This is a genomic window from Shewanella sp. GJ50-10, from assembly GCF_055808815.1.
The window spans coordinates 789676-813604 of record NZ_JBVVSS010000001.1; the positions used below are offsets into that span (position 1 = coordinate 789676).

The window sequence follows — 23929 nt, forward strand, 5'->3', positions numbered from 1 at the left end:
ATGAGGAAATACAATGTCTGATAATTTGCAGTTACTTTTGGTCGAAGATGATATTGACCTAGCAACCGCTGTCATTGATTACCTTGAACTTGAAGATATTCAGTGCGATCACGCGGGCAATGGCGTAGTGGGGCTTAATCTGATTGAGAGCAATCAATACGATGTTGTGGTACTGGATTTAAACCTGCCTAAAATGAATGGCCTTGAAGTGTGTGAGCGCATCCGCGCTCAAGGTATTGATGTACCAATACTGATGCTAACGGCGCGAGACACCTTGGATGATAAACTGGTTGGTTTTTCAAAGGGTGCTGATGATTATTTGATTAAACCGTTTGCTATGGAAGAGCTGATTGTACGGGCGAAAGTACTGTCACGCAGAAGGAGCGGTGAAGTCAGTAAGTTGATGGTATCTGACTTGGCATTAAATTTACAAAGTAAAACAGCCACTCGAAAAGAGCAGGTGCTTAAGCTTTCACCGACTGCCATAAAAATTCTTGAATGCTTAATGCGTGATACGCCAAATGTTGTTTCCAGAGAAAAACTCATCCAAAGCGTATGGGGTGATGAGCAGCCAGACAGCAATAGTTTAAAAGTGCATATGTTTAACTTGCGCAAGGCTGTTGATGGTAATAGTCAGGAACAAGATAAGCTGATCCACACCATTACAGGTCGTGGTTTTTCGCTTAAATCTATTTCTGAATCATAAGTTAATAATTAGTCAGCAGGGTAATTATTCAGGAACCCGATATCATGAAGATAAGACCCAGTATTAAAATCTATTTTTTACTCGCGATGTTTTTGACTGGCACAGTCACAATCGTGGGTATGTCTGCAGTTGCTGTGAGCTATTTCTTCTCGGGCTTAGATGTTGCCATGACCAACTTTGTTCGTTCACAAGCGACAGAAATCACCTTAGATGGAGATAATCCTGTAACCATTGGCGAGTTAACCGTGGCTACCCGTTGGGAGGCATTGCCTTTTCTTATTCAAAAGAACCTGAATAAAGATGATCTTGAGCCTAATGTGCTTATTAAAGAAATTGAAGGTATTCCAATAATAGATCATCCCAAGCGTGCATTTTTTGCGATGAAAGTGGTTGCTGGTAATAAGGTGCGTTACGCAGGCGTCATTTTAGATAAAAAAGGTAAAGTAAAACGAGATAATAAACCGCCACAATTTTTATATATTTTGCTGGTGGCCTTTTTCGCCATGATACTGTTTGCCGTTGTGTTGTTATTGGTACTGCGAAAAATAGCTTCTCCTGTTGAAAAGCTTAAAGAGTGGGCTAAATCTCTGGATGAAGAGAAGCTTTCTCAGCCTAGGCCAAACTTCCATTACAGTGAGCTTAATACCTTGGCTGATATTGTTCAAACCAGCTTAAGTTCTGTGCAAGATAGCTTAGACAGAGAGAAACGTTTTTTAGGTTATGCCAGCCATGAATTGCGTACACCTATTGCTGTGAGCCGCACCAATGCTGAATTGCTACGTAAAATGATTACTAAGCAACTAGCCCAAGATAAACAATTAGCGGTACTCGACAGAATTGAACGAGCTGGCTTAACCATGACTGATTTAACCGAAACCTTATTATGGCTTAATCGCCAAGAAGGGAAGTCATTGCCAACCACTGAAGTTGCAGTCGGTGAGTTAGCTGAGCAAATTGCTTCTGAATTACATTATCTACTACAAGGTAAAACGGTTGATGTTAGTTTGAGTACCGATGATACCCAGTTGACGATGTCAGAAGGCTTGTACCGAATAATCATTACTAATCTTATTCGTAATGCATTTCAGCACACTTTTAATGGCAAGGTCGTCATAGAGCAATCAAATGATCATTTGTCCATTACCAATCAAAATTATGATGCTGACGAGCATAGCGAAACAGACGATTTGGGCTTTGGTTTAGGCTTAGAGTTAACTGAAAAGCTAGTTAGACAATATGGTTGGCGATACGAAGTCACGCCAACAGCTGGCGGGCGAAAAGTTGAAGTGATTTTTTAGCATTCAAGCTTTTGTAAAACTATGTTGAAGGTTGAAGATTAGCAATAGTCTTCAACTTTTTTGCCATTCCCATTAAGCCTTTCTCTCATATTTTCTCTTTCTAAAAAGTACTTTCTTAGTTAACACGTTCTCTGTTAGCGCTTTCTCAACTAGCTACTTTCAATTAAAGCTACTTTCACATAAGGCTATATCTCAAACTGCCTCTATTCATAAGAACTTATGCATAGTTTACTCATAGGTAACCTTGGTTTTTGCACTAAAATGTAAATTAAAACTGACGCTTAGCAATAGCCCTTGTTAGCCAGTTTTTAATCTACGTGATAGGTTATTTTTGTGTCGCAAATCTTAATCAAATTCAGCGATGTTAAACCGATATGTAACTTAAGCCACTGAACGAAGGAGTTTTACATGGGCTGCCCACTTGGTCATAAGTCTGCACCGCAGACTGATAACAACAAAAATAATGAGACCAAAGCTAACTTCAGAGAACTTGAAGAGAGCATTCATACCGACTTTAAAGATGATATGTCCTATGGCGATTATCTTAACCTTGAGAAGATATTATCGGCGCAGCAACCTTTGTCTGATCAACATGACGAAATGCTTTTTATTGTCATTCATCAAGCCAGTGAGCTTTGGTTAAAGCTTGCAGGCCATGAGTTAACGTGTGCGATTGATAATATAAATACTGGTGATTTTGGCCACGCTTTTAAAGTCATCTCTCGAGTTAAACAGATTTTGAATCAGCTGACTCAGTCGTGGAATATTCTCGCCACGCTGACTCCAGTCGATTACCTTAAATTTCGTGATGCATTAGGACACTCATCGGGCTTTCAATCTTATGGCTATCGCAAAATTGAATTTTTATTAGGCAATAAAAATGCTGACTTGCTAGAGGTGCACAAGAGCAATCCCGCGGTTTATCAAGAGTTAAATAGCTTATTGCATGCGCCAAGCTTATACGATGTCAGCATCAAGGTTTTGCAGCACAAAGGCTTGTTGGACGATGAGTCAGTATTAAGTCGAGATGTCAGCCAACCTTATCAAAGCCATCCTGCGGTATTAAATGCTTGGATTAATGTATACCAGCAAGCGGATCAACACTTTGAGCTGTATGAGCTGGCAGAAAAACTAGTGGATATAGAAGATAGTTTTCAGCAGTGGCGCTTTAAGCATATGTATACCGTGCAACGTATTATTGGTAATAAAGCGGGAACTGGCGGTTCTTCAGGAGTGGATTTTTTGAAAAAGTCTTTAGATATTAGCTTTTTCCCAGAGTTATTCGAGCTAAGAACGCACCTGTAACCAAGACGATAAAAGCCTGAGCTAATAAGCGCGCTTTTAAAGAGATAACAAACGCACTTTTGAAGTGATAACAAACGTATTTTTGAAGAGATAAAAATGAATAATCATGATGCGGGTCAATTACAGCAATACTATAGCGACTTTAATGTCGGTGAACGGATATTACTTTCAGGCCATTCTCATCAAGCTTGGCCTAATGTCGCTAAGCAAGGTATTATCGATTGTTATAACGATGCCGCTCTTCATATCGATGATAAGTGGGGAATTGCACTCGCTAAGGCCGATAAAGTGCGAGATTTCTATCGTCATTTAATGGGTGAAGCCAATGGCCAAATCGCGCTTGGGTCTTCAACTCATGAGCTGATTTTACGCTTTATCTCTGATCTCAAATACTTTAAAACTTCACAAAATAGGCCATTGAAGATTGTCACCACAGATGGTGAGTTTCATTCTTTAAGACGTCAGTTGCAACGCTTACAAGAGCTGAATTGCACTGTTGAAGTCGTGCCTGTGGTGCCAAGTGAAACGCTTGCTCAAAGAGTTATCGACAAGATTGATGCCGATACGGATGCGGTGATGCTGTCAGCGGTGTTCTTTAATAGCAGTGAGATATTTCATGACGTAGGAGTTGTTGCTAAAGCTGCAGAATCGCTAAATGTGCCTTGTTTAGTGGATGCTTATCATGCGCTAAATGTGGTGCCGTTTAATTTGTCTGCTTGGCAATTAGAGTCAGCTTTTATCGTTGCTGGTGGCTATAAATATTGTCAGGCAGGCGAGGGGAATTGCATGATGCGTATCCCCGCAGATTATCATGGTAATCCCATCATTACAGGTTGGTATGCAGAGTTTGATGTACTAGACCAAGTACCCGGAAAAGTGGGCTATGGTCCGGGGCAATCGGCTTTCGCGGGATCAACATATGATCCCACCAGTCATTATCGAGCATGCGCAGTATTTGATTTTTTTGAGCAGAAAAAATTAACTGATTTGGTACTTCGAGATATTAACCAAGCTCAAATAGCTCGCTTGTGGCAAGGGATTGAGGCTATTGGAACTGATAAAGTTGGCCTTGCCTTACCTCAACATGAGTTATCTGCCAATGGCGGTTTTTTATCACTAACGACACCTCATGCGGGTGAGTGGGTGCAGCGATTAACCAAGAATAATGTGCTGTGCGATAGTCGAGGCAGCCAGTTACGATTGGGCGCAGCGCCTTATGTGACGAATACACAGATTGACCATGCCTTAAATATTATTGAAGATTCATGCGTACGTGTTGGTTAGGGTGCACAAGCTAGATGAGATAATTAAACACCGCAGTTTGTCGTAAGGCTCTGCGGTGTTTATATTTTTGAAGGGGTAGCTCTTGTTAAACGGTTTAGGCTTAATGAAATAATGTAGATAATATCAGTGCTTTATAGTGAGTCCTAAAGTCATCACTGTTGATGTTTGTTTGGGTTAATGTTTTCTGCAAAATAGGAAATAATGCAGGCGCTGAAATAAGCCCAAGCAGCACGACCAAAAAGGTATCAGCATCATATTTTTGCAGGCAAGGCTCATTTTCTCTCGCAGCCTCAAACAAGCCAGATACTAAATGGTGTGACTCATTCATTTTACCCGCTAAGAACAATGCTCTCTCATTGTCCATATCGTGTTCCCTACTCATTAAACGCACTAATTGCGGGTGCTTTAATAAGGTGTCGATTAACAGTTCAACGGCAGTTTTAAAAATACAAAGTGTACCCACTTCATGATGTATCGCTTGGCCTAACTTAGTTTCAAGTTGCTTGCGATAACTATCGATATTGCGATGTGCTATTGCATACCAAATATCAATTTTGGCACCGAAGTGATGGGTTATTGTGCTGTGCGTGACTTGTGCAGTATTGGCTATTTCACGTAAAGATGTGGCATCAAACCCTTTGGTTGAGAACAACTCTGAAGCACTTGCGAGTATTTGTCCGCGGGTTTTTTCAGCTTCCTCGGCATTTTTACGCCCGCTGTTGGCTAAATTGGGTTTCAAATGAATAGACCTCGGTAAACGTATTATTCGGCTAATATTCAGTTATTATTTAACTAACTATTAATTAGCTATGGCTTGGCTATCATTTGAGAGTGACATGTAACCAAGTTGCTATTGTGCTTAATAGTAAGTGAATAGCCGAATAATACATAGATTTTGATGCAAGCTTTAACTCTATATTGAGTGTTTTATCTCAAAAGTCACTTTTAAGTATCTCCGGCGTTGATAGAGGTTGTGACTAATATGGCCACTGCCACCGTGACAGTCATTGTAACTGTCACTAGGACTTTATCCGATAAACATTATTGCTCGGCTTGATTAGAGTGTGATTCTTCCTTTGTGGGTGCTGTTTGCTTTGATAGCACTTCTTGTTGATATAGCTCGGGCAGAAAGCTTGCAAGCACATTCATTTCTTCGATGGCATGGGTCATTAAATCAATTGAGTCCTGTTTGCTGATGAGAAACATACGCGCCAATGCCGTGTTACCTAATACACTCTCAATAGAGGTTACTGTGTCATTGCCATCACGTTTTTCAACATAACCCATCCAAAAAGCTGAACGCATTTGGGCACCGTATTCAGTATTTTGCACGACATGACACATGTGTGTCGCATTGAGTGGCTCTTCAAGTAAACCTGCACGGGCACAAATAACAAAACGATCATCTTTAGGCTCATAATCATCGAGTATTTCTTTAGGATCGACAAACTGAATACGTAACTTGTGTAATGTAGTGCCGAGATATTCATGGACTAAATGACTGGCGCCAATCACTTCTCCAGGCACTTTATTTTCCCAATCCATCCAAACATGTGCTTTAGGGTGCCACCTCTTATATTGCTCTGTTGTTTGCAGGTAATCAGCAAACCACCAACGCACCATTTCAGCGCTAACATTTGGCATTCTAGTTATTGCTCTAACTTCATAAATACCGTTGGCTTTGCGTTCAGTACCTGTTTCCAGCGAAGTATAAGTATCAGATAGCACCTTAGAACTCTTTTTACTGGCGGCCCATGGATTAAATCCAAATACTGCGATGATAAAACTGATGATCCCAAGTGATATTAAAATGTATTTCATTTTCGCCCTCTATATTAGCAATACAGCTGTATTGTTATTTTGCAATACAATTGTATTGTTAGCAATGAGTGCTGCTATTTTTTTGATCATTATCACAATCAAAGCGATCGTAAAATCAGGTTTTGAGAGAATATAAACAGGGAAGATTAAAGACAGATATAAATAAAGTTAATCAAAGTTTGGCCTTATGCTATTGATTTAAAGTTATTTAATTCTTATTTTAATTTGCCAGCTTTAAATTGAATCGCGCTAGATTTAACGCTCTAGATTTAACTGAGAAGCAGATCTGCATAGTGAGTATTGCAGATACCATTAAACACTCACTGACGGTAAAGCCTAAGCTAATTACATAATTTAAGATGAAGCTTTTGTATTCGATTGTATTTGTTTGGAGGGATTGATATTGAATAAGCGGAAGAAAACAGCAGCAAGGCTGAGTTAATGACAAGATTAAGGAATGACAATATTGGGTAAATCGGGTTTTATGACAATGGCTATCTTCAGCTTATTTTTATGAGATATCGACATATAAAAATAAGCTGCATTCGAAGTGAGCTGTGCTGAACATAAGGGGATAAGACTTGAACCACGATACCTTAAGCTTCAGAATCTAATACTTCAGTATCTAATGCTTCAGTATCTAGCGCTTCAGGATCGGGCGCGCGCATTCTATCCCACCAATCAGGGCTCGCATCAATTTGACCCTGTTCATCTATCGCAGGGTAAGGAATATTCTTACGGCGGCACGCTTTTGCGTAAACTGGATGGCCTTGTTCAAACAACTTGGTTTGGCAATATTCATGGTCTAAACGTCTGTTGTTATATAGGCCAGCCTCTTGGCGTTGACGTTGCGCTTCATAGAGGATTAATGCGCCTGCTACCGACACGTTCAATGATTGCACCATGCCGACCATTGGAATAATGATGTGTTGATCAGCTGAGGCTATCGCTTCAGGGCTAACTCCATCTCGCTCGTTCCCCAGCACGATAACCGTTGGCTTGGTGTAGTCCACTTCACGAAAATCTACCGCAGTATCAGAAAAGGTGGTGGCTAATACTTGCATACCTTGGGCTTTAAATTGCTCATAGGCTTCTTGATAAGTCACATGCTTAACGGTATTGACCCAGCGATGACTGCCCGATGATGTATTGCCTGAAACCCATAGTGAGTCTTCTGGCATCACCGCATGAATTTGATGAACACCAACACTGTCGGCGGTGCGCACTGTCGCCGCGATATTATTGGTTTTATGAACCTTATCAAGGCAAACCGTAAGGTCGACTTGGCGGTTATCAAGCATTTCGTTGATGCGGGCTAAACGTTCTGGCGTCATGGGGTTAATTCTACTTCTTTAAATGTGGGCTAAATCGTTGTCTGTTACTTTGCGTAGCGATTATAACGCTAAATTGGCACTAAACTCGACCCGTATGTCTTTAGAGGAATGATTGGAGTTGAAAAGGTATTTGATATTTATGAGGTGTATTTTGTATTGCCAAAAGTAAAACGAGCAAGGCCAAAGGCGCTTGCTCGCTGTTTTCAGCAAAAATCGAGATATTACTCTTTTTCGATGATAAGTTTTCTGTGCGGGAATGGAATTTCAATACCAGCTTCATCCAGTGCTTTTTTGATTTGCTCTGGGATTGAATACAAGATATCGAAGTAGTGCTCCCCATGACAGAACGGACGGACTAAGAAGTCTACTGAGCTGTCGTTTAAGGTTTCAACTTCAACAAACGGTGCAGGGTCTTTTAAAATATGTGGATGAGCAGCTAGCACTGCATCAATCACCTTACGCACTTCATCAGTGTTTTCTTTGTAAGCCACACCAAAATGCATATCTACACCACGAATATCATGGAATGAATGGTTAACGATTTGCGCGCCCCAAATTTGACTGTTCGGTACAATAATATGCTGATTATCGAAGGTTCTTAGAATAGTCGTGAACAGGTCTATCTCTTGAACATTACCGAAGCGATCTGCTGCACTAATAAAATCACCCACTTTATAAGGGCGGAATAGCAATAGCATTACGCCAGCAGCAAGGTTAGACAATGTTCCTTGTAATGCTAAACCAACAGCTAAACCAGCAGCACCCAACAGTGCCACAATAGAAGCTGTTTGAACTCCAAAACGGTTTAATACCGCGATAGCAACAAAAGCGAGAATAATGTACTTGGCGACACTGCCTAAAAAGCGGAATAAAGTATTGTCGAGCTTGTCGTACTTTTCGCCAATTTTATTGATGATTGAGCTGGCTTTATTAGCAATATAAAGACCAACGATTAAAATTAGCCCTGCTAATAATACATTGATCCCCACATCAATAATGAGTGGTAGATATTGATTTATATCGATTTGATCTACGTAATCTTGCATTTAATGCCTCCTGCATAAAAGGGATACTTGCCCTAGGTTTTACCAATACCTTGCATTGGTTCTTACATTTGCTTAGATATCAACTTGCTATGTTAAATATTGTTGCGCATTGTGACAGTGTTGTTGTCGAGTTCAGCTTAGCACAATCATGTGGCTAATGTGATGACAATCACTTTAAGAATGACAGGAAAGAGGTTGTTTTTGCTTAAGTTATCCATGCTGTTTAGGCGTAGTCATGACGCTAAATCTAAAAAAGCCCTAAGGAAATCTAGATGAAAATTTTGCTGATAACGATAGGCTCTCGTGGTGATATCGAACCTTTTATTGCGCTAGGAGCAGGCTTAAAGGCGCAAGGTCATCAGGTTTATGTTTGTACTCATGAACGATTTCAATCAATCGTTGCAAAGCATGGACTTAGTTATCAATACCTTAGTAATGACCTGTTCAAATTAATGGAAGGCGGCAGTGTTGAAAGCTTGGGAAGTTTATTCAAAGGCATTAAAACCGCAATTAGGTTAATGAAACTGGCAAAACCAATTAATGAACAGCTGATGTTAGATAGTATTAAAGCAGGTATTCAATCAACACCTGAGCTAGTAATTTATCACCCTAAGTGTATTGTTGCGCCCTCTATTGCCGAGAAGTTTAATGTGCCCGCTGTCATGGCATTACTGCAACCTATGTTAGTTAAAACCAGTGACTTTCCTTTAATAGGCTTGCCTAATATAAGTGGTATCACCAATCGCTTGAGCTATCGTTTAGCGAGTTTGGGTTTTAAACCCTATTTAAAGCAACTTAATTTACTTCGACAATCGCTTTTGAACTTACCGAAACTGAGCGACAAAGCAGGTGTGCTTTCGATGGATACAGGTGAGTCAATCCCAGCATTACATGGATTTAGTCAGTACATCGTAGCTCGCCCCCTTGATTGGCCACCAAATGCTGCAATAACGGGTTATTGGTTTCTGCAAAAGCAGAATGATTTCTCACCAGATAAGGCCATTACTGATTTTATCGCAGATGGTAAACCGCCTATTTATATCGGTTTTGGTAGCATGTCAGGTAAAGATCCAGCCAAAACCGCACGATTGGTGATTGATGCCGTTGTTAAGGCAAATGTGCGAGCTATTATTGCCACTGGTTGGGGTGGGCTCAAGCTTGAAGATGTTCCAAATAAGGTGCTAATTACCGACAATGTGCCCCATGATTGGTTATTTCCTCAAGTTGCTGCCGTGGTTCATCATGGCGGCGCAGGAACAACGGCCGCAGGGCTTAAAGCTGGTAAGCCAACGTTAATTTGCCCTTTTTTTGCAGACCAGCCTTTTTGGGGAGAAAAGGTTACCGCATTGGGATTAGGGCCTAATCCGATTAAGCAAAAGCACCTAACAGTTGATAATCTTGCTGAGGCAATTCAGCAAATGGTGTCTGATAAACATATGAAGCAGCGAGCTTTGCAAATAGCAGAGCAACTAACTCAAGAAGACGGGATAGATAATGCGATTATATGGCTAAAGAATCATGGTTTGCTTCGTTAAGACCCTACAACGCATTATTGGACAGAAACGTTTTAAAGCTAAATTCTAAAAGTAGCTTTTGGTATAAACGATTTAGAGCTGAACCCGCGCTCTTGTCATGTGCTGGGATGATAGTCATCATATAAATCAGGAAGAAAACTAGCTAAGTGATTCATTTCCATTGCACAATGTACTAATAATTCCTTACCATTTTCGATTGACGCGACTTGTTTAGCGACAAATTTAGACCCTAGTACTTTATTTACAACGCCATTAGCGGCTGCCCCTCTAACTTCAGGTTTTCCTATCCAAAAACGACTTCGCATTTCGCAGCCATCTTCAGTTTCTCTGATTAAATGGATCAATTGTCCTGCATTTAACGGAAGTTTTTGAAGTCCAACAGAGCCACAAATTGCAGTACCAATATTCGCATCTTTAAACTGGCTAACATCGAAAAAATTAGAGGCATTTGAAAAAGTAATGATGATTTCTTGTAATTCATTTCCAATATATTCAGTGACAAAATTAGGGTTATTAAGATATTTTTCACGATCGGATAAATTGGGAGTATCACTTAACATTTTCTCAGCTCGATTAAGTACATGAGCACGAGGGTGCCACAGCTTGTAGCGTTGGCTTTCCAAATAGTGCCAACCAAACCACCAGTCAATCATTTTGCCTGTTACTCTTGGCATTTTTGTTAATACGCTGACAAAAATTTGCCCATTATCCAAACGAGTATAGCCATTTTCTAAAGGCAAATAACCTTGCTTCAGGAGTTGATTGGCCTCTGCAATCGGGAAACCTAATTCAGAAGCTTCGGGGCCATGCTCAACAGCGCGTAAAGCCTGTTCCTGCATAGCGGACATTTGAGGATTCCAATATTTTGCATAGGCTTTATTACCAAGATCACCGGCTCGCATGCCTAAATATTTTTCTTGAGTCATAATTGCTCTCACTAAGCTTAAACACATAAGGTTTGTATAGTTAGCATGCACTCATATTGGGGCTAACACACATGTGTATTTATCATATAACACTAGTCAAAATTAGCATCTATAATTAATAATATTTACAATAACTTAATTCATGAATTATAAATATACCAACCAATTTCATGGAAAACCTCAACCTGAACCCGTTTTAAAATATCCAAAAGCGAATTGAATTTTTATGTGTATACCATTATTCGATATCTGTTTTTTTGAATTATAGACGGGCAACACGTAAGAGGCATTAGTGAGTCTACGTAAACATCTATGACTCGAAATTGGACAATTGTGAGTTACGACCCATAGAGCATTTTGGCTTTTCTAATTAATTCTAGTATTGCAACCATACGATCAGTCCACATGCGGCTGGCCAAATTCCCTTACCCAGTACACCAAGGCATGCTCACTCTTTAAAAAATAGAGCTTTAAAGACGTTTAGGGTCGACCGCTCTGTCTAACAGTCGCTTCATCATTGATGCCATCAGTTTGCGTGGCGTCAAGTCACTCATAAAGACCATGATATTGTTGCGTACACCAGGTACCGTCACGACTCGTTTTCCTATGCCATCTAGTGCTACTTTCGCAACGGTTTCTGGTTTTTTTGCCGCCATTGGTACTTTTCCCCAATTTACGCCAGTACTTGTTGCCATTGACGTTTCGGTTAGTCCTGGAGACAGAATACTCACATCCACGCCCTTAGGTTTCAACTCGCCGTAGAGCGACTGACCAAAACCAATAACAAAGGCTTTAGAGCCTGCGTAAGTACTGAAGTATGGAGAAGCCATTTGGCCAAACATACTTGCAACTAGCAAAATTGCACCTTTGCCCCTAACTACCATAGCGTTGCTGAAATGATGACTCAGCTCCATGGTAGAGGTGACATTAACGTCAAGCAAACGGCGCTCTCCATTAAGATCTAGCTTTTCAAACGCACCGTTTGTTTCTAACCCAGCAGACAAGGCAATTAAGCCGATATCGTGTTGAGTTTGTTTTACCTTATTAACGCCTTCTTGCGTTGCTAAGTCAGCCACAATCACATCAGTCTTGACCGAATATTGAGATGCTAGTGCTTGAGCATAGTCCTTTAACTCTTGTTCACGACGAGCGACTAAAACAACATCCATTCCTTTTTCCGCCAATTGTTTAGCCATTTGCTCACCGATGCCTGAAGTCGCACCAGTTACCAAAGCCCAACCGCCATACTTTTGTTTAAAGTTAAAAGACATAATTCATACTCCCACTGGCTATCCAAGTTTCATTTAATTGTTAACATACAGGTTTAATTACGCTTTCTTGGTCCAAGCAAACTGCTCAAACATGGGGCCTGCTGGTGTTTTTGCAACGTGATTTACATAGTTGCTTATCACTTTTTGAGACAAGCCAAGGATCACTTCAAGTACTTGTTTCTGACCATAACCTGCTGCAAAAAATACGTCCATTTGCTCTTCTGATACATTGCCACGTTCGCGTACCATAGCTAAGGTAAAATCGTGTAACGCTTGCAGTTTATCCGTTGGCATCGCTTCTTCATTACGTAACGCCTCAGTTAACGCTGGGTCAACTTTCATTGAGTGTGCTATTGCTGTATGTGCAGGTACACAAAATTGACACTCGTGCTCTACGTTAATGGTTTGCCACACAACCGTAAGCTCTTCTGCGCTGAATGATGTCGTAGTAAATAGATGGTGAAGCTGTTGATATGCTTTCAACGTCTCAGGAGACTCGGCCATCACTGCGTACAACCCTGGTACCGCTCCCATTTGCTTAACCGCGCCTTCGAGCATTGGCTTACTTTTAACGGGTGCAGTGTCTACTGTGTGAAATTTAAATGCGCTCATTTTTCTTTCCTATTTTCTATTATTAACTGATTAAAAATTGCTTATTTTACTTCTGGCTCAAGTAGAACCTTGGTTACAAATAGACGGACCGTGGGTGCTACAAGGGCTAAAATTAATAGTGCTAATGGCACCATTTGTGAAATAGCAATTAACCATGCATCGAAAAATACCCCATTTTCTGGAAGTGTTTTGGAAACCATGATTGCTGGCATGCTTAAAAGCATCGTTGGTAGAACCATAGAAACCATTAGAGGGTATTGGAATTTACGTGGAAACTTTTTCATGACTGACTCCGCTTGGCTAACTGATGTGGTTATATTAGCTCTACTCTTTCCGATCAAAAATAGACAACATTGAAGTTGAATCTTTCATCTTTGAATGATTAACTCTAAGGGGTATCTTCAAAGGCAAACAAATATGAAAGCAAAAGACATCTCTAATCTTTATCTTTTTTGTCAATCTGTAGAATGTGGTGGTTTTGCATCTGCAAGCCTCAAAACTCACGTATCTGCACCAACCCTATCAAGAGCCGTAGCAAGCTTAGAGGAAAAACTTGGCGAGAAGCTAGTACACCGAAATGCAAAACGGTTTCAATTAACAACTGCTGGAGATGAGTATTACCAGCGCTTTGCCACTCTCTTTATGCAGTTGAATAATGAGTGGACACAACTCTCAAACAGTCAGCCCACATTAACGGGTGAAATACGAGTTTCTTGTCCAGAGCCCTTTGCCGATAACTTTTTGCAAAAGATGGCCATAGAGTTCATGGAGATTCATCCAGAGGTATCTGTAACTATCCAGTTCAGTGCTGGAACGGAACGTTTTTTTGATGAGCAGATTGACCTTGCCATCGTAACGAGTCCACCTCATGCAAGTCACTTAATACAGCGTCAGCTATTTGAATCACCACTGATGATCGCTGCATCACCAAGTTATCTCGAAAAGCATGGGCAACCAAAGCAAGCAAAAGACTTGGTGAGTCACCAACTGTTATCGGGGAATAATCTTCCGTATTGGGAACTTAAAGAAGAAGGGCAATCGATTCGTATCCCATATCAACCTAGATATTCAATAAGCAGCCTGCGTTTAAATATAGATGCAACTTTGGCTGGAGCAGGGATCTGTATGATGCCAAGAGCAGCGTTTGAAAAGCGAGCAGAAAGAGGAGAGCTTATAGAGGTATTACCTAAGGTCGATTGTCCAAAAGGTAAGGCATTTTTGGTTTGGACTGACAGAAAACTGATTGCCACTCGCGTAGTCGCTTTTAGGGATATGATTTTTAATCGCTTTGGACAATCGTCAGAGTTTCTTGCTTCGATAGATTCTGACAGGAAGCAACCCACTTAAATGCAGGTTCAGTAAAATCAAAAACGCCAGATTAGGCAACCTAATCTGGCGTTTTTGATTTATTGGTTATTAAGGCTACTTTTTACGAAAGTACAGATAAGTATTTAACCACGCTAAACCGAGAATGATAAGCGTCATCACAGGAGGTTTTGACTGTAGCGGTAACACCTCTGCTGGCACATTTGGTAGTAAATGAACATATACCGCAACAATCATAATTGCCGTTGTTAGCAGTGTGGATAATTGCATTGCTTTATCTCGTAGAGGTGTTGCCAGTACCTTGTTACCGACCATTACGATAAGAAGTAGCAAACCAGCTAAGATTTCACCTAATTGTCCTGCCCAACGAGAAAGAGTAGGAAATGGCAACTCACTCAATGCAATTTGCGTTGTAAACATGGTGGTGAATGGGTCGAAAAACTTAACCACTCCCGCCATCACCATAAATGCGCCGAGCAGCCCTGTCATAATTTTTTGAGACTTCGTGCCAGCACTGTCGGTTTTGTCGTAGCTACGAACAAGGAATCCCCCAGTGACAAGGAACATACTGCCGATAAGACTTAGCTCAAGAATAAGTTGTGTTGTGCTCATAGGAAACCTTCATTTGTGTGTTAGCGTGTTGATGACGGTATTCTAAGAGAAAAAATAAGATTCAAAAATAGACAGTATTAAATTTTAATCATTCAAAAATGAATGATTCAGTGTCTATTTCAAGCATTAAAGTTTTTCTACGGTCACTTACATGTACAAACAAATCTGATGCCTAACAATTGCTCACTCAACAAGGAATGGGGCAAAAACGAGTTACGAGCACTAACTTTATACTTCAATTAAATTGACTCATTTTCTTAAGGCCAACACCTCAATCTAATCCATTGCCTGCCGCAGGCTTATGTGCAGATGCATCCAAGACACGCCGTAAACACATCCATGTGGGCTCTGCGAAAACATCCATGTTTTCGAAGGTCTTGAACGCATCTACACTGGGTTTATTGTCTCTTCGATTTGGCTATATTCGTGGCAATAAAAATTACAAAGACCAGGAATCTAATCAGCTAAAAGACTCAATTTGAATTGAAGGCGTTGAAGAAAATAGCGTGAGCCTGACAGGACGTCAGGCTAGCTTTCTTCGGGCCATGGAAGGCCCATCGAAAGCGTTAGCATTTTCGAATAAGTCTGAAGCAGTCTACAAATGAAGTTAAAAGCTGGATGATTCTCCGTTGGAAATTTTGCTGTTTAAATTTCGCCGGAGCTGCGGGGTGTTCTAAGAGGGAGTCGCAGTTCACTCCCTTTTAGTCTGGTGCGGGCGAAGCGCCACGACGTTGATTTTGCAGTTATCTTTGGAGTAGTTACCTTTTGGCCAGTGCACGATGGAATCTTGCGATATAGCTTATATTTGTTGAAAAATCGCCACGGCGTTGTTTTTCAAAATGGCTCACCGTTTTGTGGGGCATAAATGTGTTGCAGCCTCTGTTCTTTGCATACTTAAAGATTCAATATTTTAGTAAAAAGGCTTATCACGGCTGACTGGCTGTTCATTAAATGAAAGCACTTATATTTTAGATTATTACCAAATATAAATTGATAATAAGGTTTGGTGCATTATTCATTACTGGATATGATGAGAATCACTTTCTAATAATCATGGCCAGATTATGCTTCTTGAAGACTTACAGGTGATTTTAAAAGTCGCTGAATTTCGTAGTATCACTGCCGCCGCTACCAATTTAGACATGCGCACAGCCACAGCAAGTGCTGCAGTTAAACGTGTTGAAGCTTCGTTGGGCGCAGAGTTGTTTGTAAGGACTACTCGTCACCTTAGACTTTCGACTGCAGGTGAGCGCTATCTTCCTCAGTGCGAGCAAGCGCTTAAAACTCTGGAACAAGCCAAGCTTAATATTCGTGAAGATTCAGGCATTATTGATGGCGAAATTCGCATTGCCTTATCGTCTGATTTAGGCAGAAACTTAATTACTCCGTGGTTAGATGAGTTTATAGACTTGTACCCTAATGTCAGGCTGCGCAGCAGTATCAGTGACAGTAATATCGACTTTTATCGTGACTCGGTAGATATGGCGCTGCGATATGGCTCGCCCAATGATGCCACTATGTACGGTTTTAAAATTTGTGATGTGCCAAGAGTGATTTGTGCCAGCCCTGAATATGTTGAGGCTCACGGTACGCCTGCGGATCCTCAAGCACTGATGGAGTGCAACGGTTTGCTTTATCAGCTGCAAGATATCTTGCAAGATGAATGGCTATTAACCCAAGGTAAAACTGAGCATAAAGTTAAGTTAAGAGGTAATCGCGCTTCAAATGATGCTGATATCGTCAGACGTTGGTGCGTTGCAGGTAAAGGGGTGGCAATTAAATCTTGTCTTGATATGTCTAACGACCTACTGGCTGGCAATGTGGTTAATCTTATGCCTGATTATAAGCCGAATTCTACCGAGTTATGGTTAGTTTGCCCTAGCCGTCAGTCAATAACCCCAACCGTGCGCTTACTAAGGGATATGTTTCGAGAAAAGACAGACGTTATTCTGGCGCAAATACGCAGTAAAGAATTGATATAAAATGGTGTGTTAAGCGCGGTTTCGATAGGGTTAGCCAGCGCTTTAGCCATTAACTAAAGCGCTAGTTTTATCATTTTTGATTAGAAGTAAAGTTAGTTTCCTGCTTAGACTTTCTTGAAAATCGCACCAACATCGCAACGGTTGCCGATAACATTAAACTTAGACTCACCACTAAAAAGGCTTTATTTACGGTTTCTTGATAATCACTCAAAATTGGATTATTCATTATCCATTGGCCGATAAATAACAGGACAGTGGTCCAAATCATCGCGCTGGTAAAACTCATCAATATAGTGCGTTTAACACCAAGTTGCCTGATCCCCATGATCATGGGTGTTAGTACTCTCACAAATGGAATAAATCGTGAGAAAAATAGCGCTAAAAAGCCATACTTTTCCAGTAAGCCCGATGCTCTTTCCAGAGTATTATCTGGTAGTCCTTTTTCAATCTTATTGACCATAGGGTGGTGTGAAAGCCACTTTCCCTGCATATAAGCGATACAAGAACCTAAACCAGCTGCAAAAGTTAACAGTAAAAAAGCATATTGGAGCTCAACAACACCCAGCCCCACAAGACTTCCGACAAACAATACTAATCCGTCACCAGGAAGAGGTAAGAAGACAAAACTGGACTCTAGAAAAAGAATAAGTGCCAATATCAACATAAGGTGATGAATGGTTACAGTTTCAAGTAAGGCTTCGAAATCTTGATGCCAAATTGAAAGCATTACATCAAACATTGATTTTCCTTAAATTTATTATTAAGCCACTTTTATTTTGAGAATAATGAGTGGTATAGCGAAAGTTTAATAAACCGTAAAAGGGTAACATCTCATTTATTTTTTTATCATTAATTAACGGTTATGTTTCTATAGTGCTGAATTTAACAATTAATTATTTGTTTTTAAATTTGTAATAATGTAAGCCCTAAATTAGCTTGATATTAATTTTAAATAACTAATTTAGCATGAGTTTATTACTTGGTTATATAAGTGACATTCTGAAGTTTTTATTTAAATTTAAATTTAATTGCTGATTAAGGTTGGTTTAAGGTTTAGCTATTAGGTGGTAATTAAAGACGTTAAATATATGAGGGTGATAGGTCTATTTATTTGAACTTAATTCGGTTTTAGGAGCTAGTGTGATCTGTATCTGCGGCAATTGTTATTGAATTAAGCTTGGTGAATATATTTTTAATTAAAGTTTTTTAATCACCTATCTTGCTGTTTTAATTCTATTTATTTTTATTTATCTTTGTTTTTGGTGATGTTTTGTGTACAGGCTATGACATGACTCTATACATGTTGAGCTTTTATTTAGGGTATTTAATTAATATGTTCGCCTTTATGTACCCAATAAGGGGTATGCCTTTTATTGGTTTAATTTTGAAGTGAGACAAGTAATTACCTTTGCTTTGGTTGCGGTCACACTACTACTTTAAATACCTGTTCTGTTAGTTAGCTTGTGATAATAATTGTTTTCAATTTATTGAAATTATTAATTATAAAATATTGATAGAAGTTGTTTTAAATATTTTTAATAAGTGAGTTTGATAAGTGGTGATGATGAATGTTGTATCAAGATTAAATAATAACAAGTCCTAATGAGGAATGATGATGAAATTAAGAAAACTTGCTATCGCTGTGATGATGTCAACGGCTTTTACTGGTTATAGTGTTGCTGGCGAAGTTGATTTATATAAAAGTGAAAACTGGCAAAAAACCTTCCCAGAACAATATAAAACTTGGGCCGAAACAGAAGAAAGCACACCAAAATCAGGTGAGCTGGATGATCTATTAGCAAGCAACCCTAACTTAGTCAGCGCATGGGCGGGTTACGGTTTTGCAAAAGACTATAACCGTGCACGTGGTCATCATTACGCGTTAACCGATATCGTTAAAACATTACGTGTAGGTCACCCTATGGTAGGCCATGACGGAAAAGTCGTTGGTGAAGCAATGGCGGCAAGCTGTTGGTCATGTAAAACACCAGATGTCGCTCGTATGTATGACGAAGTGGGTGAAGCTAAGTTTTCAGATAATGCCTTCTCAACTTGGGGCCATGAAATGTCTAACACGATCGGCTGTGCTGATTGTCATGAGTTAGGCAAAGAAGAAATCCGCTTAAGCCGTCCTTACACTGACCGCGCCATGAAAGCGATTGGTAAAGACTTTACTAAGCAAGATGCCACAATGCAGGCAAGTCAGACTTGTGCACAGTGTCACGTTGAATATTACTTCGACGGTACTGACAGTAAGAAAGTGAAATACCCAATGGATTACTGGGTACCAGGCGTAAATACTGACTATAAAGATTTTGTTGGTTATAAAGGTACTGACGGTTTATATGAAGGTTTTGCTGCTGAAGCACAACTCGCTTATTTTGATCAGCGTGGATTTAAAGATTGGACTAACGCCGTATCTGGTGCGCCAATGATTAAAGCTCAGCATCCTGAGTTTGAAAACATGTTAGACCGTACTGAACATGCAATGGATAGCCATTTAGAATTTGGTTGTACTACTTGTCATATGCCTAAAGCTGAAAATGCAAAAGGCGGCGAGTACTCTAACCATAAAGTGACCTTTGAAGCAGAAACACTGCCATCAAGCTGTCAGAGCTGTCATGAAGCAGAAGATTTCACTGAAATCCTTGATGAGCGTAAAGCTGAAATCAACAAGCTACGTTTTGAAGCTGACGGTACAGACCCTCGTTTGACTGAAGTGCACTTTAAAGCTCAAGCTATTTGGGCAGCTAATGGCATCAAAGGTCTTGAAGCAGGTAAAGGCATTGCTGAAGCAAAAGGTAATTACGAAGCTGCATTAAAAACCAAAACGCCTTTAGCGGGTGAAATGAATAGCTTACTGACTAAAGTTAGAAATGCACAGTGGTTCTGGGATAGCGCTACAGCGTCACATGGTATCCATGCTCATAACCCAGCTGAAGCCATTCGTTTGTTAGAAAAATCTAACGCGATTTTAGATGCTGCCATTACAGAAGCTGATGCGTTACTGAAAAAGTATGCTCCAGACTACAAGTTTGATGCAACTAAGTACGACACTAAAGCTAAAGTTCAACCACTTGTAGGTCTTGATTTAGAAGCGATGAAAGCATCTAAAGAAATTTTCCTAGAAAAGCGTGTTGATAAAGAGTGGCCAGTAGAGCTTAAGTAAAGTTAAGTCGATTTTCAGTGTGATTTGAAAAAATAGACTCTCCACTATCACCGTTCAAATTTTGCACTGTTAAAGCCAATGCCAGTCGATGTAAATCGACTGGCATTTTTATTGCTCAGTATTTTTCTTAGTTTTTATTTGAGAAAAATGATTTAGCATTTCCATAGCCTGAGACTGTCTTTACGGCGGCACTCCTGCTAAGTTGATTCGCCATTTAACTGAAAACGATTCATAAGGACGTTAGCGTAATTTTATATGCATAAAGAGGCAATCACGATTGCTCTACCTTCACTTATTCATCGTATTGGTAGAGAAACTGCTAATCAAGCCAAAGCCATTGCCACCATGCATGGCTGCGAGCTTAAGCGTGTGCGCCGTTCACGTAATTGGAGCTTGGTGGGAGAGGCGATTAAGGTGCAGTCATTCAATAATCAACTCAAAACCCACCGCCAAGATGAATTAGCGGAAATACCCCTAAGCTCAACTGAGTTCAGGTATTTGATTCAAAAAATTGAAACCGCGCTCTTAGGTCATGCAGATAAGTTAGAACCCTTAGAAGCAAAACTGATTCGTTTAATCACTGAAACCCCGAGTATCACATTGGCTGAACTTATTCAGTTGACTCAATGCACTGAAGCGCAAGCCAGAACTGCGCGTTTTGAAGCAGATACTTGGTAGTACCGGTGAAAGAGCTTTTTGTAATAGCTCTTTGTAACAGCACTTTGTAATAGTTTTTTGTATTAGCTCTTTGTAAAAGGCTTAAGGTAACGAATAGTTAGTTTTAGATATTCACTGACTTTAATCAAAGTTTTCAGTTGTTTTAGACGTTTTCATTGAATCATTCAAACCTTGTTGAAATTCCCCTCTACACTTGTATTAATTGGAATGAATTCTAGCGCAAAACCTTGTGCTGGCATTTCTGGTTAACTATTTATTCAAGAGAACCAATATAGTGAACTTTTCGTTAGTAGTAGGCGTGATACTGATTGCGGTTAGCGCAAATGCACAAGGTCGTTTTAATCCTTGGGAGCATGCAAAGTCACCCTTTGAGGGCAGTCCAGCAGCGATTGGGGAGTATGCCAATGGTTGCTTATCTGGCGGCCAAGCTTTGCCTTTATCTGGTGATGGTTTTCAAGTCATTAGGCCGCAGCGACAACGTTATTATGGCCACCCATATTTAGTTAGTTTTGTAGAGCAATTTGCTCAAAGCATGCAAAAGAAGGGCGTTGAACAAATCCTTGTTGGCGATATGTCGATGCCTCGTGGAGGTCAATTTGATTACGGCCATACCAGCCATCAAATTGGTTTAGATGTTGATATTTGGCTGAGGTTAACAGCGCAGCCGCTTAATGCCAAAGAGCTAAAGTCTCCCCGTGCGCTCAGTGTTGTCGATAGCCAAGAGTTCGCTATTGATACTGCAGCATGGCAACCTCAGCATAAAGAGATGATTAAAACAGCGGCTCAAGATCCCCGTGTTGCCCGAATTTTTGTTAATGGGGCGATTAAACAGCAATTGTGCAATGAACGAAGTGATAATGATACTTGGCTGCATAAAGTACGCCCATGGTGGGGGCACAGTGCGCATATGCATGTTCGCCTAACTTGTCCAGAATCTAGTGGCGACTGTAAGCCGCAACAACCCATTAAGCCTGGCGATGGCTGTGAAGATATTGATTGGTGGAAACAACAATTTTATATCGCAAAATCAGCCCCTAAAAAAGCCGTGGATAACAATAAGCCCGCTCAACCCAAACCGTTAAAGGTTAAGCCGCAACAATGTCAGCCGTTAACTTTGGCAGCACCTCAATAACTTAGCCACTGAATTAGTACAGTGGCTAAGATATTTGTTATTGCAGCGCTTATGCATCCAAGTTTATTTTAAAACTCCTTTTGTGCTCATATTTACTGATTATTCCCCTATCTAAAAAACTGCATACTCTGTATACTGCCGCGCTGCTTTTAAAGCTCATTTATTCGACTATTTACCCCGAGGATTGCCGTTATCATAAGTACAAACAACATCACCATGCAGTTTGGCGCTGAGCCTTTGTTTGAAAACATTTCTGCTAAATTTGGTCACGGTAACCGTTACGGTCTGATTGGCGCAAATGGTTGTGGTAAATCCACTTTCATGAAAATCCTCAGTGGTGCATTAGCACCAAGCTCAGGCAATGTCTCAATTACTCCAGGCTTAAAAGTCGGTACCTTGAGCCAAGACCAGTTTGCATTCGAGCAATACAGTGTTGTTGATACCGTGATCATGGGCGATGCAAAATTGTGGGAAGTGAAGCAAGAACGTGACCGCATTTACTCGTTACCAGAAATGAGCGAAGAAGACGGCATGAAAGTAGCCGATCTTGAAAGTGAATTTGCTGAAATGGACGGTTACAGTGCTGAGTCTCGTGCAGGTGAAATCCTGTTAGAAGCCGGTATTGAAGAAAGCTTCCACTTTGGTTTGATGCAGCAAGTTGCTCCGGGTTGGAAGCTAAGGGTATTACTGGCTCAAGCATTATTCTCAAATCCAGATATTTTGCTACTTGATGAACCTACCAACAACTTGGATATTCATACCATTTCTTGGTTAGCGGGTGAGCTTAACAAGCGTAAATGCACCATGATTATCATTTCACATGATAGACATTTCTTGAACTCTGTATGTACGCATATGGCTGACATTGATTACGGTGAGCTGCGTATTTATCCGGGTAACTACGAATACTTCCTTGAAGCAGCGGGTCTTATTCAAGAGCAGTTATTAGCGGGTAACGCCAAGAAAAGTGCTGAAATGGCAGAGCTACAAGACTTCGTTAATCGTTTTGGTGCTAATGCATCTAAAGCGAAACAAGCAAGTTCACGTGCTAAAAAGCTCGATAAAATCAGTTTAGATGAAGTGAAGTCGTCAAGCCGTATGACACCATCACTGCGTTTTGACGAAAGTAAGAAAATGCATCGTCAAGCGTTAGTATTAGAAGAACTGGGCCATGGCTTTGATGGCGAAAGCTTATTCGAAGGCGGTGACTTAATTTTAGAAGCAGGCGCTAAGCTTGCAGTTATTGGTGAAAACGGTGTGGGTAAAACCACATTACTGCGTTGTTTAGTGAATGAATTAGCTAACAATAACGGCACGATTAAGTGGTCAGAAAATGCCGCGATTGGTTACTGCCCACAAGATAGCAGCAAAGACTTTGATAATGACTTGTCTTTGTTTGATTGGATGTCGCAGTGGCGAACTCCTAAACATAACGACTTAATGGTTCGTGGCATGTTAGGGCGTTTGTTATTCACTGAAGACGATGCAAACAAGAAAGCGAAAAACTGTTCAGGTGGTGAGAAAAACCGTCTGTTATACGGCAAGTTAATGATGCAAGACGTTAACGTGTTAGTGATGGATGAACCGACTAACCACATGGACATGGAAGCGATTGAAGCATTAAATAATGCCCTTAAACTGTTTGAAGGCACGTTAATTTTCGTTAGCCATGACCGTGAGTTTGTATCATCACTGGCTACGCACATTATTGATGTTAAAGATAAACAGTTAGTGAGCTTCCATGGTACTTTTGATGAGTACTTAGCAAGCCAAGCAGAAGCTGCTCTAGCTAAAAAATAATGTGAGCTAGAGTCAGCCTGACTCTACAGTAAATAAAAATGCCGCTAACCTTCGAGTTCGCGGCATTTTTTGTGGCTTTAAATAAGTGAATG

21 protein-coding genes are annotated in these 23929 nt (G+C 40.4%); 11 read left to right on the plus strand and 10 right to left on the minus strand.

Going from position 1 to position 23929, the window contains the following annotated elements; translation table 11 throughout:
* Positions 1-13: 13 nt before the first annotated feature.
* The 4 genes from AC0L4E_RS03155 to AC0L4E_RS03170 all read left to right on the plus strand — a co-directional run bounded on the left by AC0L4E_RS03155 (position 14) and on the right by AC0L4E_RS03170 (position 4593).
* Positions 14-706 (plus strand): response regulator transcription factor, encoded by a 693-nt coding sequence (locus AC0L4E_RS03155; RefSeq protein WP_473677964.1) that lies wholly within the window; start codon positions 14-16, stop codon positions 704-706.
* Between the two features lie 44 nt (positions 707-750).
* Positions 751-2004: a sensor histidine kinase gene (locus tag AC0L4E_RS03160; RefSeq protein ID WP_473677965.1), complete on the plus strand. Its 1254-nt coding sequence runs from the start codon at positions 751-753 to the stop codon at positions 2002-2004.
* Positions 2005-2412: 408 nt separating this feature from the next.
* Positions 2413-3309 (plus strand): tryptophan 2,3-dioxygenase, encoded by an 897-nt coding sequence (gene kynA / locus AC0L4E_RS03165; protein ID WP_473677966.1) that lies wholly within the window; start codon positions 2413-2415, stop codon positions 3307-3309.
* Positions 3310-3405: 96 nt separating this feature from the next.
* Entirely contained in the window at positions 3406-4593 is a 1188-nt protein-coding gene (locus tag AC0L4E_RS03170; RefSeq protein ID WP_473677967.1) for a kynureninase, read from the plus strand.
* Positions 4594-4693: 100 nt separating this feature from the next.
* Here AC0L4E_RS03170 and AC0L4E_RS03175 read toward each other — a convergent pair whose 3' ends face one another.
* The 4 genes from AC0L4E_RS03175 to AC0L4E_RS03190 all read right to left on the minus strand — a co-directional run bounded on the left by AC0L4E_RS03175 (position 4694) and on the right by AC0L4E_RS03190 (position 8794).
* Positions 4694-5332 carry a TetR/AcrR family transcriptional regulator gene (locus AC0L4E_RS03175; protein ID WP_473677968.1) on the minus strand — a complete coding sequence of 213 codons (639 nt, stop codon included), beginning with the start codon at positions 5330-5332 and terminating at the stop codon, positions 4694-4696.
* Positions 5333-5634: 302 nt separating this feature from the next.
* Complete coding sequence (locus tag AC0L4E_RS03180; RefSeq protein ID WP_473677969.1) at positions 5635-6414, minus strand: DAPG hydrolase family protein; 780 nt, start codon at positions 6412-6414, stop codon at positions 5635-5637.
* A 596-nt stretch (positions 6415-7010) separates the two neighbouring features.
* A complete protein-coding gene (gene trmH, locus AC0L4E_RS03185; RefSeq protein WP_473677970.1) occupies positions 7011-7748 on the minus strand; it encodes a tRNA (guanosine(18)-2'-O)-methyltransferase TrmH in 738 nt (245 codons plus the stop codon).
* Positions 7749-7969: 221 nt separating this feature from the next.
* The gene (locus AC0L4E_RS03190; protein ID WP_473677971.1) at positions 7970-8794 is read right to left on the minus strand and encodes a mechanosensitive ion channel family protein; all 825 of its coding nucleotides are present in this window, start codon (positions 8792-8794) and stop codon (positions 7970-7972) included.
* Between the two features lie 272 nt (positions 8795-9066).
* Here AC0L4E_RS03190 and AC0L4E_RS03195 point away from each other — a divergent pair, with 272 nt between their 5' ends.
* Positions 9067-10329, plus strand: coding sequence for a glycosyltransferase (locus tag AC0L4E_RS03195; protein ID WP_473677972.1), 1263 nt, complete (start codon positions 9067-9069; stop codon positions 10327-10329).
* Between the two features lie 95 nt (positions 10330-10424).
* On the opposite strand, the gene AC0L4E_RS03200 is transcribed toward AC0L4E_RS03195, so the two are convergent.
* The 4 genes from AC0L4E_RS03200 to AC0L4E_RS03215 form a co-directional block, all read right to left on the minus strand.
* On the minus strand, positions 10425-11255 hold the full coding sequence (locus AC0L4E_RS03200) for a DAPG hydrolase family protein (protein ID WP_473677973.1): 831 nt from the start codon (positions 11253-11255) through the stop codon (positions 10425-10427).
* A gap of 470 nt (positions 11256-11725) precedes the next feature.
* On the minus strand, positions 11726-12526 hold the full coding sequence (locus tag AC0L4E_RS03205; RefSeq protein WP_473677974.1) for an SDR family NAD(P)-dependent oxidoreductase: 801 nt from the start codon (positions 12524-12526) through the stop codon (positions 11726-11728).
* Between the two features lie 57 nt (positions 12527-12583).
* Complete coding sequence (locus AC0L4E_RS03210; protein WP_473677975.1) at positions 12584-13138, minus strand: carboxymuconolactone decarboxylase family protein; 555 nt, start codon at positions 13136-13138, stop codon at positions 12584-12586.
* Between the two features lie 41 nt (positions 13139-13179).
* The gene (locus AC0L4E_RS03215) at positions 13180-13422 is read right to left on the minus strand and encodes a DUF2798 domain-containing protein (RefSeq protein WP_473677976.1); all 243 of its coding nucleotides are present in this window, start codon (positions 13420-13422) and stop codon (positions 13180-13182) included.
* Positions 13423-13555: 133 nt separating this feature from the next.
* Between AC0L4E_RS03215 and AC0L4E_RS03220 the strand changes: the two genes are divergently transcribed.
* On the plus strand, positions 13556-14485 hold the full coding sequence (locus tag AC0L4E_RS03220) for a LysR family transcriptional regulator (RefSeq protein ID WP_473677977.1): 930 nt from the start codon (positions 13556-13558) through the stop codon (positions 14483-14485).
* Between the two features lie 75 nt (positions 14486-14560).
* Here AC0L4E_RS03220 and AC0L4E_RS03225 read toward each other — a convergent pair whose 3' ends face one another.
* Positions 14561-15076, minus strand: coding sequence for a hypothetical protein (locus AC0L4E_RS03225; protein WP_473677978.1), 516 nt, complete (start codon positions 15074-15076; stop codon positions 14561-14563).
* A gap of 1064 nt (positions 15077-16140) precedes the next feature.
* Between AC0L4E_RS03225 and AC0L4E_RS03230 the strand changes: the two genes are divergently transcribed.
* Positions 16141-17058, plus strand: coding sequence for a LysR family transcriptional regulator (locus tag AC0L4E_RS03230; protein ID WP_473677979.1), 918 nt, complete (start codon positions 16141-16143; stop codon positions 17056-17058).
* A 70-nt stretch (positions 17059-17128) separates the two neighbouring features.
* Here the strand turns inward: AC0L4E_RS03230 and AC0L4E_RS03235 are convergent, their stop codons facing one another.
* Positions 17129-17797 carry a DedA family protein gene (locus AC0L4E_RS03235; protein ID WP_473677980.1) on the minus strand — a complete coding sequence of 223 codons (669 nt, stop codon included), beginning with the start codon at positions 17795-17797 and terminating at the stop codon, positions 17129-17131.
* An 876-nt stretch (positions 17798-18673) separates the two neighbouring features.
* On the opposite strand from AC0L4E_RS03235, the gene AC0L4E_RS03240 reads away from it, so the two are divergent.
* The 4 genes from AC0L4E_RS03240 to AC0L4E_RS03255 all read left to right on the plus strand — a co-directional run bounded on the left by AC0L4E_RS03240 (position 18674) and on the right by AC0L4E_RS03255 (position 23837).
* The gene (locus AC0L4E_RS03240; protein WP_473677981.1) at positions 18674-20227 is read left to right on the plus strand and encodes an ammonia-forming cytochrome c nitrite reductase subunit c552; all 1554 of its coding nucleotides are present in this window, start codon (positions 18674-18676) and stop codon (positions 20225-20227) included.
* Between the two features lie 255 nt (positions 20228-20482).
* A complete protein-coding gene (locus AC0L4E_RS03245; protein WP_473677982.1) occupies positions 20483-20905 on the plus strand; it encodes a ribosome recycling factor family protein in 423 nt (140 codons plus the stop codon).
* A 274-nt stretch (positions 20906-21179) separates the two neighbouring features.
* A complete protein-coding gene (mepA, locus tag AC0L4E_RS03250) occupies positions 21180-22037 on the plus strand; it encodes a penicillin-insensitive murein endopeptidase (protein WP_473677983.1) in 858 nt (285 codons plus the stop codon).
* Positions 22038-22229: 192 nt separating this feature from the next.
* Positions 22230-23837, plus strand: a complete 1608-nt coding sequence (locus AC0L4E_RS03255) for an ABC-F family ATPase (protein WP_473681490.1) — start codon at positions 22230-22232, stop codon at positions 23835-23837.
* The last annotated feature ends 92 nt before the right edge of the window (positions 23838-23929 follow it).